Source organism: Arthrobacter sp. TmtSoilC79, assembly GCF_059739405.1.
The window spans coordinates 3,494,426-3,512,825 of record NZ_AP046051.1; the positions used below are offsets into that span (position 1 = coordinate 3,494,426).

The window sequence follows — 18,400 nt, forward strand, 5'->3', positions numbered from 1 at the left end:
GGAGAGGTAGGTGGGTCGCGGTGTTCTTCCTCGATCCTGAGATAGCGGGCGCTCCGCAGGACCTGGTGTTCTCGGCCAGCGACCTCGTTATCGCTGCAACCTGCGAGTACCAACTGCTGCGCAAACTCGACGAAAAACTCGGCCGTTCCCCCAAACCGGACTTCGCCGCTGATGCCATGCTGGAACGTACTGCCGCCCTTGGCGATGTACATGAGCATCGGGTCCTGGACGGGTTCGTGGAAGAGTTCGGGCATTGGGATGCGGCCATCGGGAAGGGCGTTTACGACGTCGTTCCCGCCTCTGCGATGGACCGCGCCACCCTTTCGGCCAAGCATGCGGAATCCATCGACGCCCTGCGGTCCGGTGCGGACGTGGTGTTCCAAGCCGCCTTCTTCGACGGCCAGTTCCATGGGCGGTCCGATTTCCTGGTAAAGCAGCCCGGTGGGCTCTATGCGGTGTTCGATACCAAGCTCGCCCGCCACGCGAAGGTCACAGCCCTCCTGCAGCTGGCAGCATACGGGGACCAACTCCTGAACGCGGGCATCACTCCGGACCCCACTGTCACCCTGGTGCTGGGCAACGGAGTCCACAGCGACCATCCGTTGTCCCGCATCCTTCCTGTCTTCAAGGAACGCCGCGAACGTTTCCTCACCATGACCGGAGCGCATGTGGGGGGAAGCGGGCCGGTGGAGTGGGGCGATCCCCGGTATTCCGCCTGTGGCCGCTGTGATTACTGCGCTGAACAGGTGGAACTTCACCGGGACCTCCTCATGGTGGCCGGCATGCGGATCAGCCGCCGCAAAAAGTTCATCGAATCCGGCGTCACCACCATTGATGAGCTCGCCGCCCTTCCAGCGGTTGGTGACTCCACCTTGCTCAGGCACCGTGGGCAAGCCCAGTTGCAGACTGGCACGGGCACCCCCGATGGCACGGTCCACTACTCGGACAAGAACGGGGAAGCCAAGGCCATCAGTTACAACGTCTTGCCGGAGAACACCCTTGACCGGCTGCCGGCCCCGGACCCCGGCGACATCTTCTTCGACTTCGAGGGCGATCCCCTGTGGCAGGATCCCGCTACCGGAAAGTGGGGGCTGGAGTACCTTTTCGGAGTCATCGAGAATCCTGTGGAACCCTGTGCCCGGCCCGTGTTCCGGCCCTTCTGGGCGCACTCACGCGCTGAGGAGGGCACGGCATTTGTCGACTTCCTCGACTACGTCTCCCAGCGCCGTGCCAAGTACCCCGGTATGCACATCTATCACTATGCCGCCTACGAAAAGACCGCCCTGCGCAACCTTTCCCTGACGCATGTGGTGGGTGAAACCGCCGTCGACGACCTCCTGCGCCAAGGGGTCCTGGTGGACCTCTACGACACCGTCCGGCACAGTATCCGGGTCTCCGCGAATTCGTACAGCATCAAGAAACTCGAGCCCCTGTACATGGGGCAACACCTGCGCTCGGGCGACGTGACCGACGCCGGAGCTTCCGTAGTTGCCTACGCGGACTACTGCACGGCCCGGGACAACGGAAACGCCGGGGAAGCAGCAGCCATCCTCGAAGGCATCCGGGATTACAACGAATACGACTGTCTCTCCACCCTGGAACTTCGGAACTGGCTGCTTGCCCGTGCTGCAGAGCGCTCCATCGTTCCCGGCCATGCTGTGGCCGAGGCTGGAAAACAGGACGCCGAGCCCGAAAAATACGAGGCTCCGCCCGAAGAGAAAGCCCTGTTCGACTACGTCGCCGGGCTGCCCGTGGAAGAACAGTCATCATCGGATTCACGGGCCATCGGCATCGTCGCCGCCGGAGTGGGGTACCACCGCCGGGAAGACAAACAGCATTGGTGGGGACACTTCGACAGGTTGGAAAAGCCGACCTCACAGTGGCCCGATGAACGCGACCTCTTCATAGTGGATCACGCCGAGGTGCTCCAGGACTGGGCCAAACCCACTCCCCGCAGCAACCCCGCCCGGCGAGTGAAACTGCTCGGCCGGTCCGGAGACGGCGCTGGATTGGACGCCGGCAAGAAGTACTTCAGGATGTACCAGTCTCCCCTGCCGGATGCTCTGGCTTCGAAGGAATCCTCGGTGCTCGGCCGTGCAGGGTGGGGAGGAACCGAGGTCATCGAGGTAGGGGAAGACGACGATTTCGAGTCAGTCACCATAGTCGAGAAGCTGCGAAACGACTCCACGGAATTTGGCCAAACTCCCATGGCCCTGACGCCCGACAGCCCGATTCAGACCACTGGACAAAGGGCCGCATTGGCTGCCTTGGCCACTAAGCTCCGCGCCTCGCTGCCTTCCTGGCCCAAGGATCCTGCCTTGGACCTTGTCCGTCGGAAACCGCCCAGGCTGGGCACCCTCACCGCACTGCCGTTGGTTCCCTCCGGGCCCGATGGCTACGTTGAGGCCATCACAGCAGCGGTCAAAGACCTGGATCACTCTTACCTTGCCGTTCAGGGTCCTCCAGGCAGCGGCAAAACCCACGTGGGCGCCCACGTACTGGCCCGGCTGGTGGCCGCCGGGTGGAAGGTCGGAGTGGTGGCGCAGTCCCACGCCGTGGTGGAGAACATGCTCTGCGCAGCCGTTGAGAAAGCAGGTCTCGATCCCCGGTTGGTGGCCAAGGACGTCAAGCACAATGAGCCCGTGCCCTGGACCAATTGTGCCAAGGGAGATGTGGAGGAGCTCTTGTCCAGGCCCGGCGGTGCCCTGATCGGAGGCACTGCGTGGACCATGGTTGGCAAGGAAGTGCCCCCTGGATGCCTCGACCTCCTGGTCATCGATGAAGCAGGACAGTTCTCCCTGGCGAACACCATGGCTGTCAGCCGCGCCGCGCAGCGTCTGCTGTTGCTAGGGGATCCCCAGCAGCTCCCGCAAGTCACCCAAGGCAAGCACCCGGAGCCCGTTGATGAATCGGCCCTGGGTTGGTTATCCGATGGCCACAACACGTTGCCGTCCCACTTGGGCTACTTCCTGGCGTTGTCATGGCGCCTGCATCCTGAGTTGTGCAGCGCAGTCTCTGAGTTGTCCTACGACAACCGACTGGAGGCTGCCCCCGTCGCCGCCCTGCGGGAACTGGAAGGGGCCGCCCCCGGGATTTCCTGCGTCTACGTCCAGCACAGTGCCAACTCGACGGCCTCTCCTGAGGAAGCTGCTGAGGTTGTCCGGCAAGTGCATGCCCATCTGGGCCTGAAATGGCTGGACCCTTCAGACTCTCCGGAACGCCGTCCCCTGGAGCAAACGGACATTCTGGTGGTCGCGGCCTATAACGCCCAGGTCCAGCTGATCAAGCATGCCCTTCGCAGCGCCGGACTCGGGAAAGTACGGGTGGGTACCGTGGACAAGTTCCAGGGCCAGGAAGCGCCCGTGGTCATCGTCTCCATGGCCGCCTCCGCAGCCGAAGAGGTCCCCCGCGGCATGGAGTTCCTGCTCTCACGCAACCGGATCAACGTGGCAGTCTCCCGCGGGCAGTGGCGTGCCGTCGTCGTACGTTCGCCCGAACTGACCAACTACCTGCCCACGCATCCGGAAGGACTGGAGAACCTCGGCGGTTTCGTGGCCCTCTGCCAGCGATCCTTCTAGAGCCGATCCGCCAGCTGACAGCCGCAGTCCAACCGACAGCCCACAGCCCACAGCCCACAGCCAGTGTTCAGCTGAGGGCGAGGGCCTCGTCCAGCACCCGGCCGAAGTTGGCGGGATCGTGGGCGAAGCGGCCGAGGAAAAGCCCGGATACACCGTCCAATTGTGGCAGGAGGCCGGGTTTCGCCGAGCCACCATAAATGATGGGCATTGTTGCCAACCCGTGGGGAGCCAAGGCGGCCCTCAGTGCGCCGACCACCTCGGAGACGTACTGCGCAGAGGCAGGCTCGGGTGCGCCGATCGCCCACACCGGTTCGTAGGCGATGACCATCCCGGAGGCAACGGACCAGTCGCCGGACACTGCCGCCTTCAGCTGCCGGAATACAGTTTCTGCCGCTGCTTCCGGGCCGGTCAGCTCCGTCTCCCCCACGCACAGCAAAGGCTTCAGGCCGGACTCGACGGCGGCACTGACCTTGAGCGCGATCATCGCGTCGTCTTCGGCAAAGTGGCGTCGCCGCTCCGCATGCCCGATTTCCACAAAGCCCACGCCCAGCTCCGCGAGCATCGAGGGTGAGACCTCGCCGGTCCACGGGCCATCAGACCAGCCGCAGTTCTGGGCACCCAGGACCAGTGGAGTTCCCGTGATCAAACGCGCTGCCTCAGGTAGCACCGGGAACGACGGGATCACCAACGGGACCACCCGCCCGGCCGCGAGGGCCGGACGGGCGTCCACTTCGACTATCAGCTCTTCCAACCACCGCAGGCTGTGTGCGTAGCCCATGTACATCTTGGTGCTGACGCCAACGAACACTGTGTCCGTGGGTGTGCCGGTAACAGCCAGGTTCACGATCTACTTCCCCAGGAGCTCGTCGGCTTTGTTGCTGAAGCGCTTGGTGCCGAACATGAGCAGGGCCGCAACGAACGGCAGGACACCCAGCGCGTAGACACCCATGGTTCCTGTATCCGAAGCAGTGACCTGGTTGACAGTGGTGCGCAGGATTGGGGCCACGAATCCGCCCAGGTTTCCGAGCGAGTTGATCAGCCCAATACCGGCAGCCGCGGCAGTTCCGGTGAGGAACGCCGTCGGGTATGACCAGCAAATGGGACCGGCGGAAAGGAAGCTGCACACCGCCAGGGTGATGAAGATGATGCCCAGGGCGGGCATCTGGTTGGCGCCTGCCCACGCGGATCCGAAAATGCACAGTCCAGTGGAGATGAACAACGCCGTGCCCCACCGGCGGCGGCGCTCCACGGTGTTGGCTGCCTTACCGATGAAGTAGCAGGCGAAAATTCCGAAGAACCACGGGATGGCGGCAAGGAGCCCGACGGCGAAGCCCACCTTTTGGCCGGTCAGTTGCGCCACCTGCTGGGGCAGGTAGAACGTCACGCCATAGACTGCCACCTGCAGGCAGAAGTAGATGACCGTGAAGTACCAGACCCGGCCATTTCGCATGGAAGCAAGGACGCCCCGGGGGCCGGTTTCTTCCTTGACAGTGTCCTCAAGTGCCATGACATCGGACAGTGCCCGCTTCTCTTCCTTGGTCAGGAACTTGGCGTCCTGTGGGCTGTTGATGAGGAAGAAGTACGCGGCGACACCGGCCAGGACGGCCAGCATGCCCTCGACGAAGAACATGACCTGCCACCCTGCGACGCCAGGAACCTGATCGCCGATGTTGATCAGCCAACCGGACAGGGGTGCGCCCATCATCTGGGAGAACGGCTGCGCAAGGTAGAAGATGGCGAACATCTTCACGCGCACCTTGTTGGGGAACCATGCGGCCAGGAACATGATGACGCCCGGGAAGAGCCCGGCCTCCGTGACACCCAAAAGGAACCGGAGAATGATGAAGGACGTCTCGCCCTGCACAAACGCGAAGCACGCCGAGACGATGCCCCAGGTAATGGCGATACGGGCAAGCCACACCTTGGCCCCAAATTTGGTGAGCAGCAGGTTGCTCGGAATCTCGAACAGTGCGTAACCGATGAAGAAAATACCGGCTCCCAGCGCGTAGGCGCCGGCAGTAATACCCTTATCAACTTCCAGGGCCGCTTCGGCAAAGCCAACGTTGGTGCGGTCAAGGAAGGCCACCACGTACAGGATGACCAGCATTGGCATGAGCCGCCGCGACGCCTTGGAGATCGCCGATTTCAAGACCGGCGTATCCAGCAACTCCTTCGTGGAATTGGTGGCAACAGACATTGAAACTCCTCTTTGAGTGACAGGAAAGTGATTAATGCAGCGCAATCAGCGCGGGAAGAAAATGAGCATGATGCCCACTGCGCAGGCAAGGACGCCCACGGCAAGGTAGATCTTGCGCTCTCTGGTCCAGGTCTTCATGCCAGGGACCTAGTGCATGTACAGTCCGCCGTCCACATTCAGCGTTTGGCCGGAGATGTATCCGGAGTCCTCGCTGATGAGGAAGGCGATGGCGGCGGCGATGTCCCTGGTGGAGCCCACACGGTTGACCACAAGGTCCTTGGTCAGCTCGTCCTTGCGTTCCTGGCTGAGCGTTCCACCCATGATGTCGGTGTCGATGGGTCCCGGGGAGATGGCGTTGACGGTGATGTCGTATTCGCCGAGCTCACGAGCCGTAGCGCGGGTCAGTCCGATAACACCGGCCTTGGCTACGGAGTAGGGGGTCTTGGAGAACGTACCGCCGCCGCGCTGGGCCGAGACGGAGGAAATGTTCACGATCCGGCCGATCCGGTTCTTCACCATGGACTCGGCCACACGGCGGGTGGCGTAGTGGACACCGTTGAGGTTGATGTTCAAAACCCTGTCCCACTCGGCGGGTTCGAGATCCAGGTACCCAACCGGCGAGCTGACGCCGGCAACGTTGGCCAAAGCGACGATCTGCGGCAATTCCGCTTCCAGTTCGTCAATGGCTGCCCGGACTTCGGCTTCGCTGGCAACGTTCGCGCCAACACCGTGGGCCTGCACACCGTACTCTGCGGCGATTTCCTTCGCGGCAATCTTGCAGGCGGCGTCATCCAGATCGATGATGCCGATGTTCCAGCCCTGTGCGGCCAGGTAGTTGACGGTAGCCCGGCCAATGCCGCGCTCGGAAACGGCTCCTGTGACAATTGCTGTGCGTTCTGCGGGGAAAGTCATCTGTGCTTCTCCTCTAAAGAGTTAGTTGATGGGGGCCGGGCCGAGCTCTTCAACGAGCTTCTGCATGGCGACGTAGGCCTTGTTGCGGTAGGCGATGAGTTCGGGAGTGCGTTCTGCAGGCACGTTGAGGAACCCGGCGCCGGTCTTGGTGCCGAGCTTGCCTGCCTCCACAAGGTCCGAGAGGATCTTCGGGGTCGCGAAGCGTTCCGGGAACCCGGTCTGAAGTGACTTGTAGCAGAAGTTGTACACGTCCAAACCGGCCATATCCGCAATGGCGAACGGGCCAAAGAAGGGCAGGCGGAAGCCGAACGTCGTACGTACCAGGGTGTCGACGTCGTCCGCGGTTGCGATTCCCTGCTCCACAAGCTGCGCTGCCTCGTGGAACAGCGCGTACTGCAGGCGGTTGAGCACGAAACCGGTGACATCCTTGACCACCGCGGTCTGCTTGCCGGCAGCGTGAACCAGCTCCCGGGACGCCGCAACCGTCGCGGCTGAGGTTTCGGCGTGGGGGATGACCTCGACGCCGGGAATGAACGGCGACGGGTTGGAGAAGTGCACGCCCAGGAACCGTTCCGGATGGGTGACGGCTTCGGCCAGGGAAGCGATGGAAATCGTGGATGTGTTGGAACCGATCAGCGCCTCCGGACGGGCCGCTGCGCTGATGCGGGCCAGGGTCTGGTGCTTGATTTCCAGCACCTCGGGAACGCACTCCTCGATGAAATCGGCGTCCGCAACGGCTTCTTCGATGTCCTTGGCGGCCCACAGGTTCTGCTTGAGGATTTCCGTGGACCCTGCGGGGAAGAGCCCGTCGGCGATGAACTGGTCCGACTCCACCAGCAAGCGGTCATAGTTCTTCTGGGCGATCTCGGCAGAAACATCGGCCAGGGCAACGCGCGCCCCACCCAGCGCCAGCACCTGGGCGATGCCGCCGCCCATGTAGCCGGAGCCGACGACGGCGATCTTCCGGGCCGCGCCGGGCACCGTGGATTCAGTTGTTTCAGGAGCTTCAGTTGCTTCAGGGGTGGTCATGATCAGACTGCCTTCGTGTAGTCGGGCTCGTAGGAGCAGATTGCGTCCACCTTTGCGGCGGAGGATGAGGTGTGGTCGAAGTGGTGGCCGAGCCATTCCCCGACGAGCTTCTTGGCCAGTTCCAAGCCAATCACCCGCTGGCCGAGGGTGAGGACCTGTGCGTTGTTGCTCAGCACGGACCGTTCCACCGAGTAGCTGTCGTGGGCGGTGACGGCGCGGATCCCGGGGACCTTGTTGGCCGCGATGGCCACCCCTAGACCGGTACCGCAAATCAGCAACGCCCGGTCTGCTTCGCCTTCAGCGACCTTCCGGGCAGCGTCGACGGCCACGTGAGGGTAGGCGGTGGAATCGTTGAAGCCCACACCCACGTCCGTCACCGATGCCACTCGGGGATCTGCCTCCAGCAAGGCAACGAGTGCCTGCTTGTACTCGACGCCGGCTTCATCGTTGCCGACGACGATCCGCCAGCCTGGGTTGTTGCTCATGCTTGTGCTCCGTTTCCGGCCGCTGGGGAGGCGGCGGCCAGTTGTGAATCGACGAATTGCGAGATCCTGGCAGTGATCAGCCCAAAGGACACTGCACCGGGATCGGGATGGCCAATGCTTTTCTCGGCAAGGGGACGCGCCCGGCCCTTGAGGGGCCGGAGTTCGGCTGTCTTCGCGGCAGCGGACTCTGCTGCTGCGGCGGCGACGGCCAACGCCCTGTCAACGGGAGTTCCGCCGTCGAGCTCTGCCAGGAACGTGTCCCGGAATGGCAGGAGGGCGTCCACCATGGTCTTGTCCCCGGGATCGGCTTTGCCGAGTTCGGTAATGGCGCGGACGAAGGCCTTGACGGCAGCGGCCGCGTCGGCGGAGCTGTACGTTTCACGGTTGCCGAGGGAGATTCCTGCGGCAATCACGGCCGAACCCCAGAGGGCTCCGGATGTCCCGCCGGCCCGTTCGCTCCATGCTTCTCCGGCTGCGGTCAGGACGGCCGCTACCGAGGATTCACCTGCGGCCTCGCTGGCCGCGGCTGCTGCGTCAACGCCACGCCGCATGCCAATGCCGTGGTCCCCGTCGCCGGCGATCGCGTCCAGCTTCCCGAGCTCCTCTTCATGCTCGACGACGACGTCGCGCACCTGGGCGAGGATCGCCACGGCCTGCCGCCCGAGTTCAGCGGCCGCCGGGGTGGGCTGTTCGACGTCGGCGGTTTCGGCGTCGTCGAGTGCTGTCTCGGCGCGGGGTGCGCGCGGCGCCATGCTGCCCTTGCGGAAAGCGGGAGTGTCAGCCGGCGCAGCCCAGTACTGCTCGAGTTCCTCGTCCAGCCACAGCAGGGTCAGCGACAGTCCGGACATGTCCAAGCTGGTCACGAGCTCCCCGCACTCGGGCTCCACCACGGTAAGGCCCGCGTTCGTCAGGAGCTGTTCGATCTTGCCGAACAACAGGAACAGTTCGTCGTACTTCACCGTGCCAAGGCCATTGACGATCGCCACCACACGATCCCCTGCGTCCTCCGGCTTGTCATCGAGAAGCTTCGAGACCAGGAGTTCGGCAAGCTCGGAAGCTGTGGGCATGGGATGCTCGGAGATGCCAGGCTCACCGTGGATGCCCAGGCCCAGGGACATCTGCCCCGCAGGTACATGGAAAAGCGAATCCTTGGCACCGGGAAGCGTGCAACCGTCAAAAGCCACGCCCAGGGACCGCGTCCGGTAGTTGGTCTTGATGGCCAAACGCTCGACGTCGTCAAGGTCCAGTCCCGCTTCTGCTGCGGCTCCGGCAATCTTGAAGACTGTCAGGTCGCCGGCGATCCCCCGGCGCTTCTCGAGTTGCTCGATCGGCGCACTGGCGATGTCGTCGGTGACGGTGACCGTCCGGGTTTCGATGCCCTCGGCATTGAGCCGGAGCTGTGCTTGCCCGAAGTGCAGGACGTCACCGGCGTAGTTGCCGTAGCTGAGCAGGACTCCCCCGCCGGCGTTGGCGGCTTTGGCTACGCGGTACACCTGGCCGGCGGCCGGGGAGGCGAACATGTTGCCGCACGCAGAACCGGTGGCGAGGCCTGGGCCGACCAGTCCGGCGAACGCGGGATAGTGTCCGGAGCCACCGCCCACCACCAGGGCGACCTGGCCGCCGGGGACTTCAGTGGACCGCACCACGCCGCCGTCGACGCGGGCAACATAGCCGCGGTTCGCTGCAACGAAGCCGTCCAGCGCGTCATCGGCGAAGTCTGCGGGATTGTCGAAAATCCTGGTCATCGTCCTAGACTCCTGCGAGCTCGGTAGCCGGTACCTGGCGACCTTGTGCTACCTGGCTCTTGCCGAGCTCGTAGCCTTCGGTCTTCGGGAGAACATGCCTGCGGAGGTACTCCTGGTTGCTGGCGGTCACGCTCAGACCATCTCCGCCGTAGTGCTCCGTGCAAAGGATGCCCTGGAAGCCCACGGAAAGTGCCAGCTTGAAGGCCTCACGGTAGTTGATGAGTCCGCTTTCCATCGGCGCGGGCATGGTGATGTAGCTGTCGCGGGCAACGTCTTCGTCGCGGATGTAGTTCTTCATGTGCCAGTAGTTGGAGTACGGCAGGGTCTTCGCCACCATCTCGCGCCAGTCCTCGATAGGGCGGTGAAGGCGGATCAGGTTGCCCAGGTCCGGGTTCAGGCCTACGTTGTCCAGTCCGATGTCCTGGACCAGCTGGACCGAGGAGTCCGCGGTTCCGAGGTAGGTGTCCTCGTACATTTCCAGCGAGACCAGGATGCCGGCCTCTGCCGCATGCTTGCCGAGTTCACGAATTCGGGAGACTGCGTTGCCCCAGGCTTCCTTGTCCCCCACCGGGTCCTTGTAGCCTTCCACTGTCCAGAACCACAGCTGCTTTTGCTGCTCGGGAGTGATGGCCTGGTGCAGCCCGAAGGACACAACTTCGCAACCAAGCTCCGCCGCGGCGTCGATGGTGCGGTGGCTGTAGGCAAGGTTGTCCGCCCAGTCGGTGGCGTGGATGACGCTGCGGCGAATGGCGGAGATGACGGGGACGCCGATGCCCACTTGGTCAGCTGTCTGCTTGAACTCGGCCAGGCGTTCCTTGCTCAGGTCGCCCGGCCGGACCCAGCTGTCGGTGAGGTCCGCGTTGGCGAACCCGGCTTCCTTCACTTCCTGCAGGACGGATGCCCAAACCGAAGAGTCGGCGTCGTTGATGTGCTGTCCAGCGGCATCTGTGCCGGGGAACTGCAGGAGGGCCGCGGTGATGGGCCAATTCTCGGCGGTGTACGCCATGATGATCACTCCTTCGTGGAATCCTGTTTCCTATAGGATTTACGAACGAGGCAGGACTGTCAACCCTTTTCGGAAACTTCCTAGATCCTATATGTCATACAAATATGTGTGAAGGGGGTCACTGGGAGGTGTTTTCCGTGGTGGAGAGGGATCGAGCGGGTGCGCCCGTGCGGAAGCGGCAGCGCCCCCGCTCAGTCTTCCGGCGCGTCAGCCATGGCCCTGCCACGGACCTTTTCGACGTGGTCGATCATCATTTCAGCGGCCTTGTCCGGATCGCCGCTGGTCATGGCGTCGAGCACGGCCTGGTGTTCGGAAATAGCTTGCTCGGCGTCGGTGATGCCCACTCCCCCGAACAACCTGAAGCGTTGGATTTGCCCGCCCAAGGTGTTGTACGCCGCGAGGAGGAACTGGTTGTTGGCCTGGGCGGCGATGAGCTGGTGGAACCGCTCATCGGCTTCCAGATAACTGCGGTACTCGGCGAATGTCCCGCCCCGGGGGGCGGTCTTCAGGTCCTCGACAGCCTGCCTGAGGGCATCCAATCCCTCCGGTGTCATACGGGAACACGCGAGCTTGGCATTCACAGGTTCAATGGAAAGCCGGGCTTCCATGAGCTCAGCGAAATCTTCGCGGGTGAATACGGGCGCCACCCTATAGCCCTTCAACGCCACCCGCCGCACCATGCCGGTGTGCTCCAGGCGGGCCAACGCTTCGCGCACCGGCGTAGGCGAAACCTCCAGCTCGCGCGCCATCCCGTCGATGCTCACTGCCGCACCAGGCTCAAGCCGTCCATCCATGAGCCACTCAAGGAGTGCTTCGTAGACGTGGTCGGCCAGCACTTGGCGGCTAACGGGGAAGCCGGCGCGGGCAGCTGGGGAAGGAACAGACATGCCACAAATCCTATAGGAACGCCGGGTTCCCGCCGGGTAAGCGTATCCGTCACATTCCGCGCGGGCAGCCACGCCTCGGGCGCCAGGAAGTTAAACCACGACGTCGGCACTCGCGTGAGTGCCGACGTCGCGGTTCAACCTTGGGTTGGTGGTGCTGGAATGGTTAGTTGGCGTAGAACGGGTAGTCCGTGTACCCCTCAGCGCCGTCAGCGTAGAACGTGGAGGCGTCCGGCTCGTTGAGCGGCAGGCTTTCACGCCAGCGGCGGGCGAGGTCCGGGTTGGCAATGGCGGGACGGCCAACAACAACCGCGTCGGCAAGCCCGTTGTCGATAATGGCGAAAGCCTCGTCGCGGGTGGTGATCTCACCGAAACCGGTGTTCACAAGGAACGTTCCGTTGAATCGTTCGCGAAGGTCCTGGACCAGGCCGCTCTTGGGGTCATGGTGCAGGATGCTGAGGTAAGCAAGGTTCAGTGGCGCAATGGTGTCAACCAATACCTGGTATGTTGCCCGGACGTCGGCGGGGTCGGTTTCTGCGATCCCCTGCACGTTGTGTTCGGGGGAAATGCGGATGCCCACGCGGTTGGCGCCGAGTGCCTCCACCACGGCGTTAACCGTCTCAATGACGAAGCGCGCCCGGTTCTCCGGGGAGCCGCCGTAGCTGTCCGTGCGGATGTTGGAGTTGGGGGCAAGGAACTCGTGAAGCAGGTAACCATTGGCGGAGTGGAGCTCCACGCCGTCGAATCCTGCCTCGATGGCGTTCTTTGAGGCTGTGACGATCTCCTGAATGACTCCCGGCAGCTCATCGGTGCCCAGTTCGCGGGGCACCGGGTAAGGCTGCTTGCCGTTGGGGGTGCGGACGTCCCCGTCGATGGCGACGGCGCTGGGGCCAACGATCTCGTGACCGCCGGTGATGTCGGCGTGGGAAACACGGCCTCCGTGCATGACCTGGGCGAAGATGCGTCCGCCCTCAGTGTGAACTGCGTCGGTGACGGTCTTCCAGCCTGCGATCTGTTCCTCGGTGACAAGCCCGGGCTGCCCCGGGTAGGACTGGCCGGCCTGGACAGGGTAGGTTCCTTCGCTGACGATCAGCCCCAAGGAAGCCCGCTGGCGGTAATGCTCGGCGATCAACGGACCCGGCACACCATTCTGGCCTGCGCGCAGACGCGTCAGGGGTGCCATGACAAGTCGGTTGGAGAGTTCGAGCTCGCCGAGGGCCAGAGGGGAAAACAGCATGCGCAGTTCCTTTCAGAATGAATCAGGTTCATAGTGCGCAACTGCATGGCGTCTGCAACTATTCCGAAAGAGTTGCAGGTCACAGGACGTGCTATTCGAGTGCGCCCTCCAGCTTCCTTTGCTCCAGCAGCACCCGAAGGCCTTCCAAGTATGAATCGCCGAATCTCTGCATGGCTTGCTGATCTGCCATGAGGAAATCGGGAGTCTCAACGATCGACTCGAGAGTAAGGCTGCAGCCCCTGGCGGTCGGCTCCAGGCGGTACACCGTTTTTGTGGAGGCCCCATCCTCATCCGGAGGGAAGATCGACTGCGTCACGGCGAGCCGCTCGGGCACTTCCTCAATAATCTCCAGCATGGAAATACCGCCATTCTGGCCGAAAAAACACTGTCGTTCGCGCGGCCCGTCGGGGATGGCCGGAACGGTGAAGGCGTATGCGACGTTGCTTCCATCCACGATCGCAGCTTCCGCGGGCCGGATGGTTGACCAAACGACGGCTGGAGAAAAATCGTAGTCGGCGGTGCTCGTTGTGGCGGTGGTCCTGACACCGGGCATTTTGGCAGCTTTTGGAGGTTGGACCTTGACCCTGGCAGTGCGACTAATGATCACCCCATAGAGGAACGTCAACAACAACCCGCCCACCACAATGATGAGGACCAAGGCGCCGCGAGGGTCACTCTTCTGTAGCAAAGAGGCCCCTTGGATGCTCAACGTCACAAGGCCAGTGAGTGCCAAAACAGCGAAGTAGGCAATAACGGTGTTCTTCACGGGAACACCATGCCACGCACTTCAGTGATTCGAGGAAGCCACGCGCGTAGCCAGCGGCAGCCGTTCGGCCACCTGGGCGACGCCGCCCCGCGGGCCTACTCTTGGCCGGCGGCCTTCATGGCGTCATCAAAGCACTCGCACAACGCCAGAACAGCCACCAGGTGCGCTTCCTCAGCGTGGGCGGGGTCCGTGTTGACACAGATCGCCTCGTTGACGGACTGCGCAAGGTCCCTCGAGTCCCTGCCGGTCAGCGCCCACACCCGGGCGCCCTTGGATTTGGCGGCTGCAGCAGCAGCGCGAAGATCGTCCGTGATCCCCTTTGCCGCGAGCAGGACTACGATGTCGCCGTCATTGACCTGTTGGGAGACTTGATCGCTGATGCTCCCGGCCCCGTCAGCCTCCGCATTGGCGTTCCTGGAGAAAGAGATGGCTTTGAAAGTGCCGCCGTCGCCGGGGTCGTGGGCTGAGAGTTCAGAGGCGAAGCGCTGGGCTTCGTGCGCAGATCCGTCGCTGCCCGCTGCGAACACACTGCCTCCACGGCGTCGGACCCGAGCCAACTCTTCACCCCATTCGGCCAGACGGGAGGATTCCCTGCGCAGCGCTGCTACGGCTGGGCCAATCTCCCCCAGGTGCCCCAGAACCACGTCCACTGCGTGCCTGCTCGCCTTCGACTCTGCAGAACGCACCGCCTGACCTGTCCGCCTCACCACGATGCTCACTTCCTGCCTCACTTCCTCAACTGAAACTATGAATTCCGGTCGCCTTCGCGCGTTGATCCCTCCCGGGGCAAATTTTCACGGCCGCTGCGGTCCCGGGTCAGACGCTCGCCCTCGTTGACCGACGCTTCGTCGCTCCGGTCACGTTCGCCGACACGGTCACCGTCCCGCTCGCCAACATGGTCGCGGTCACCAACACGGTCCCGCTCACCAACACGGTCGCGGTCACCAACATGGTCACCAACACCGTCCCGCTCGCTTCGAACATTCGGGTCGAGTTTGTCGGCGTGACGAAGGTGCTCTTCCACCCGGTCGTGCGCTTCGCCGGCCTTCTGGGCGTGACGCTCCGCGTCCTTGCGGAGCCGGTTCGCTTCGACTTCCGCCTGGAGCGCAGCGGCCTCCGCCTGTGCCGATTCGGCCTTGGCCTGGTGGGCTCCGATGGCTTCTTCGGCTGCCTTCTCACGCAGTTCGGCGGCCCGATGCCGGTTGGCTTCTGCCTTCTTGCGGCGTCCGATGACTACCGCGACGATCACCACAGCAATAACAACCACGGCCAACACGATGATGAGAACCACTTGTCCTGTGTCCATCTGCACTACCTCCTGGTGGGCGGCTTGTGTGGGGCGCCGCCCGTGGCCCTCGCTGTGCTTGATACTCGAGGTGTACCCATATCGGGCACCTCAAAACTGCTGTCGCCTCAGGCCGGCAGCTCCATTCGGAAGCCGCAGCGGCACTGGATGACGCGGGTCTTCAAATACACGTCCGGCAGGTCCTCGTCCACGTCTTCGGTTGATATGGGCGCATAGACGCTCCGGCCTGAGTTCTTTGCGAACGTCATGGGCTCGCCGCAGTGCAAGTACGTGCCGCCGAATTGGAGCAACCCGGCGAAGCTTTCCTTGCGGTTCAGGACGGCGGCCACGTTCCGGAAGGAGGCGTTGTGTTCATAAGCGGATTCACAGGCCGAGCACGTGTAGGCCACCCGGACCATCAGCTCGCCGGCATGCGGCTCGAGGGATTCGATGGTCTCCAGGTTCAAAAAGTAACTCGTACCGCAGCTGGCGCAGGCGAGCGCGTCCCCTGGTGGATGGGGCGCATCCCCGGAAATCAGCGGGTTCTTCCTCATGGGCACTGCGATCACTCCTCGGTCAACTCCGGCCGAAACTCTCTCCCTTTCACCATCTTAACACTAATAATCAGGTTGCTTACTATGCTCTGGGCCGACCTCAGCTGCCGGTTGCCTCCGGGTGCTCCCTTGCGCGCTGCTCTTCCGGGGTCTCTTTTCGCTCGTCGGGGATAAAGGTCGGATCCGTTTCCGTAGTGAAGTCGCCGGTACCGGCGTCGCCTTTGTCATGCTCGACGGCGGGTGGCACAGGAGGCTTCGGGGCTTCAGGAGGTGCCCCGTCAGTTGTGTTGGGTTCATCGCTCATAGCCACAATGTAGGCGCGGCCACCGGCGGTGTCGAGGGTGGGCAACCTTGTGCTGAACTGCCAACTCTGTTTCGCTGGAAGGGTCTCCAGCAGCGAGGGACCCACCCAGCCGAAACGCCAGGGAGAACCAATCGTGAAAGCAGTGACATGGCAAGGCAGGCGCTCACTCAGCGTCCAAGAAGTCCCCGATCCCTCCATCCAGGAACCAACGGATGCAATTGTCCGCATCACGTCCACAGCCATTTGCGGCTCGGATCTTCACCTCTACGAAGTCCTGGGACCCTATATGCACAAGGGTGATGTGATTGGCCATGAGCCCATGGGAATCGTGGAAGAAGTCGGATCCGGAGTCCACCGGCTCAAGAAGGGCGACCGCGTGGTGGTTCCGTTCAATATTTCCTGCGGGCATTGCTACATGTGCAACCAAGGCCTGCAGTCCCAGTGCGAGACCACCCAGGTCACTGCGAAGGGATCAGGGGCAGCCCTTTTTGGCTATTCCGAACTGTATGGATCCGTCCCGGGCGGGCAGGCACAGTATTTGCGGGTCCCGTTCGCAGACTACGGTCCGGTCAAGGTCGATTCGGATGCCCCCGACGAACGCTACCTTTTCCTATCCGACATCCTGCCCACCGCATGGCAGGCCGTTGAGTATGCCAACGTTCCCGACGGCGGCACCTTGGCAGTTCTGGGACTGGGACCGGTGGGGCAGTTCGCCTCCCGGATCGGCGTGCAGAAGGGCTTCCGGGTGATCGGCATAGACCCCGTCCCGGAGCGTCGGGCCATGGCCGAGGCACACGGCGTGGAAACCATGGACTACAGTTCCGACGTCGGCGGGCAGGTTCGCGAGCAGACACTGGGCCGTGGCCCGGACGCTGTGGTTGATGCGGTGGGAATGGAGGCGCATGGCTCCCCTGTGGCGTCCTTCCTCCACAAGGCCGTCTCCCTGCTTCCGGACAAGCCTGCACAGGTTGCCATGGAGACCATGAGCGTTGACCGACTCGCCGCCCTCCACACGTCAGTGGACATGGTTCGCCGCGGCGGAACGGTTTCGCTGAGCGGGGTTTACGGCGGCCAGGCCGATCCCATGCCGCTCATGACCATGTTCGACAAGCAAATCCAGCTTCGGATGGGCCAGTGCAATGTGCGGCGCTGGATTGATGACCTGCTCCCGTTGGTGGAGGACGACGCCGATCCGCTGGGAGTCATGCATCTGGTCACTCACACCGGCGGGCTCGATGAGGCGCCGGCGCTCTACGAGAAGTTCCAAAAGAAGCAGGACGGCTGCATCAAAGTGGTCCTCAAGCCTTGACTTGAGGGCGATCCGGACGGTCAGGCCAGGTGCTTCCCACCCGTGACACCAATGACCGAACCGGAGATAAAGCTGGAGTCCTCGCTGGCCAACAACACGTACGTTGAGGCCAGTTCGGCAGGTTGCCCCGCCCGGCCAAGCGGGGTGTCCTGGCCGAACTTCTGGATTCTTCCTGTTGGCTGGGTGGGCGGTTGGAGCGGAGTCCACACCGGGCCCGGGGCTACGGCGTTGACCCTGATTCCCTTGGGCCCCAGTGATTCTGCCAAGGAGAAGGTGAGGCTGTTGATGGCGGCTTTGGTGGCGGCATAGTCCATCAGCGAGGGGCTGGGATGGTAGCCCTGTATGGACGAAGTGTTGATGATGGCGGCACCGGGCTGCAGATGCGGGAGGGCAGCCTTCGTGAGCCAGAACAGGGCGTAGACGTTGGTTTTGAAGGTCCTGTCGAACTGCTCTGTACTGAGGTCTTCGATCCCTGCGTTGGTGGTCATTTGGAAACCGGCATTGTTCACCAGGACATTGAGCCCGCCAAACTCGGTGAGGGTTTGGGCAATGACCTCCTGGCAGAATTCCTCATCCCGGAGATCTCCTGGCAGGGCCAACGCCTTGCAGCCGGCATCCTCAATCAGCTGGACCGTGTGCTCGGCATCCTGCTCCTCTTCGGGCAGGTAGGTGAAGGCCACATCGGCACCTTCCCGGGCAAAGGCAATGGCTACGGCTTTCCCTATTCCGCTGTCACCCCCGGTGATCAAGGCCCGGCGGCCGAGCATGCGGTGGTGGCCCACATAGCTTTGCTCACCATGGTCCGGCCTGGGATTCATGGCTTCGGTCCAGCCCGGGTAGTCCTGTGTCTGGGGTGGGAATTCTCCCGACGGGTACTTTGTGCGGGGATCCCCCGACTCATCGTCCGGATCGTAGGATTCGGAGACCACATTGTTGACCAAAGCCATGGCAATGTCCTCGTCCAGGTCTGTATTTTCCGTTTGTTCGTTGCGGATCTCCTCAGCCATGCTCTTAGTGTAAGCACCCTGACTATTTATGGGACCCGTTCAGGAAGTACTCAGAATTGCTCGATAGCCTAGCGATTGTCAGCGTTGGATTACATCGAAGGA

Annotated in this window: 17 protein-coding genes; 2 read left to right on the plus strand and 15 right to left on the minus strand. The window is 62.9% G+C overall.

All coding sequences use genetic code 11. The features are described from left to right. The first annotated feature begins 20 nt into the window (after positions 1-20). Positions 21-3,578 carry a TM0106 family RecB-like putative nuclease gene (locus AC6JA3_RS15955; RefSeq protein ID WP_497920305.1) on the plus strand — a complete coding sequence of 1,186 codons (3,558 nt, stop codon included), beginning with the start codon at positions 21-23 and terminating at the stop codon, positions 3,576-3,578. A 67-nt stretch (positions 3,579-3,645) separates the two neighbouring features. Here AC6JA3_RS15955 and AC6JA3_RS15960 read toward each other — a convergent pair whose 3' ends face one another. The 14 genes from AC6JA3_RS15960 to AC6JA3_RS16025 all read right to left on the minus strand — a co-directional run bounded on the left by AC6JA3_RS15960 (position 3,646) and on the right by AC6JA3_RS16025 (position 15,982). Beyond that, positions 3,646-4,425 (minus strand): triose-phosphate isomerase family protein, encoded by a 780-nt coding sequence (locus AC6JA3_RS15960; protein ID WP_497920644.1) that lies wholly within the window; start codon positions 4,423-4,425, stop codon positions 3,646-3,648. Then, the gene (locus AC6JA3_RS15965) at positions 4,426-5,775 is read right to left on the minus strand and encodes an MFS transporter (RefSeq protein ID WP_026543124.1); all 1,350 of its coding nucleotides are present in this window, start codon (positions 5,773-5,775) and stop codon (positions 4,426-4,428) included. A 147-nt stretch (positions 5,776-5,922) separates the two neighbouring features. Further along, positions 5,923-6,687 carry an SDR family NAD(P)-dependent oxidoreductase gene (locus AC6JA3_RS15970; RefSeq protein WP_091551017.1) on the minus strand — a complete coding sequence of 255 codons (765 nt, stop codon included), beginning with the start codon at positions 6,685-6,687 and terminating at the stop codon, positions 5,923-5,925. A gap of 21 nt (positions 6,688-6,708) precedes the next feature. Beyond that, complete coding sequence (locus tag AC6JA3_RS15975; protein WP_497920306.1) at positions 6,709-7,716, minus strand: 3-hydroxyacyl-CoA dehydrogenase family protein; 1,008 nt, start codon at positions 7,714-7,716, stop codon at positions 6,709-6,711. Positions 7,717-7,718: 2 nt separating this feature from the next. Next, positions 7,719-8,201: a ribose-5-phosphate isomerase gene (locus tag AC6JA3_RS15980; protein WP_026543127.1), complete on the minus strand. Its 483-nt coding sequence runs from the start codon at positions 8,199-8,201 to the stop codon at positions 7,719-7,721. Then, complete coding sequence (gene dhaL, locus AC6JA3_RS15985) at positions 8,198-9,946, minus strand: dihydroxyacetone kinase subunit DhaL (RefSeq protein WP_497920307.1); 1,749 nt, start codon at positions 9,944-9,946, stop codon at positions 8,198-8,200. The genes AC6JA3_RS15980 and dhaL overlap by 4 nt, the downstream gene beginning before the upstream one ends. A gap of 4 nt (positions 9,947-9,950) precedes the next feature. After that, positions 9,951-10,952 carry a sugar phosphate isomerase/epimerase family protein gene (locus AC6JA3_RS15990; RefSeq protein WP_497920308.1) on the minus strand — a complete coding sequence of 334 codons (1,002 nt, stop codon included), beginning with the start codon at positions 10,950-10,952 and terminating at the stop codon, positions 9,951-9,953. Between the two features lie 191 nt (positions 10,953-11,143). Beyond that, complete coding sequence (locus AC6JA3_RS15995) at positions 11,144-11,839, minus strand: GntR family transcriptional regulator (RefSeq protein ID WP_026543130.1); 696 nt, start codon at positions 11,837-11,839, stop codon at positions 11,144-11,146. 163 nt (positions 11,840-12,002) lie between these two features. After that, a complete protein-coding gene (locus AC6JA3_RS16000; RefSeq protein WP_347781744.1) occupies positions 12,003-13,073 on the minus strand; it encodes an alkene reductase in 1,071 nt (356 codons plus the stop codon). Between the two features lie 91 nt (positions 13,074-13,164). Further along, complete coding sequence (locus AC6JA3_RS16005; protein ID WP_223944814.1) at positions 13,165-13,839, minus strand: SRPBCC family protein; 675 nt, start codon at positions 13,837-13,839, stop codon at positions 13,165-13,167. 95 nt (positions 13,840-13,934) lie between these two features. After that, positions 13,935-14,570: an SIS domain-containing protein gene (locus AC6JA3_RS16010; RefSeq protein ID WP_347781745.1), complete on the minus strand. Its 636-nt coding sequence runs from the start codon at positions 14,568-14,570 to the stop codon at positions 13,935-13,937. Between the two features lie 14 nt (positions 14,571-14,584). Then, positions 14,585-15,145 carry a hypothetical protein gene (locus AC6JA3_RS16015; protein WP_347781746.1) on the minus strand — a complete coding sequence of 187 codons (561 nt, stop codon included), beginning with the start codon at positions 15,143-15,145 and terminating at the stop codon, positions 14,585-14,587. A 107-nt stretch (positions 15,146-15,252) separates the two neighbouring features. Continuing rightward, the gene (locus AC6JA3_RS16020) at positions 15,253-15,678 is read right to left on the minus strand and encodes a hypothetical protein (protein WP_245232949.1); all 426 of its coding nucleotides are present in this window, start codon (positions 15,676-15,678) and stop codon (positions 15,253-15,255) included. A gap of 100 nt (positions 15,679-15,778) precedes the next feature. After that, the gene (locus AC6JA3_RS16025; RefSeq protein WP_347781747.1) at positions 15,779-15,982 is read right to left on the minus strand and encodes a hypothetical protein; all 204 of its coding nucleotides are present in this window, start codon (positions 15,980-15,982) and stop codon (positions 15,779-15,781) included. Between the two features lie 133 nt (positions 15,983-16,115). On the opposite strand from AC6JA3_RS16025, the gene AC6JA3_RS16030 reads away from it, so the two are divergent. Continuing rightward, complete coding sequence (locus AC6JA3_RS16030) at positions 16,116-17,291, plus strand: zinc-dependent alcohol dehydrogenase (protein WP_347781748.1); 1,176 nt, start codon at positions 16,116-16,118, stop codon at positions 17,289-17,291. 20 nt (positions 17,292-17,311) lie between these two features. On the opposite strand, the gene AC6JA3_RS16035 is transcribed toward AC6JA3_RS16030, so the two are convergent. After that, on the minus strand, positions 17,312-18,298 hold the full coding sequence (locus AC6JA3_RS16035) for an SDR family oxidoreductase (RefSeq protein WP_347781749.1): 987 nt from the start codon (positions 18,296-18,298) through the stop codon (positions 17,312-17,314). Between the last annotated feature and the right edge of the window lie 102 nt (positions 18,299-18,400).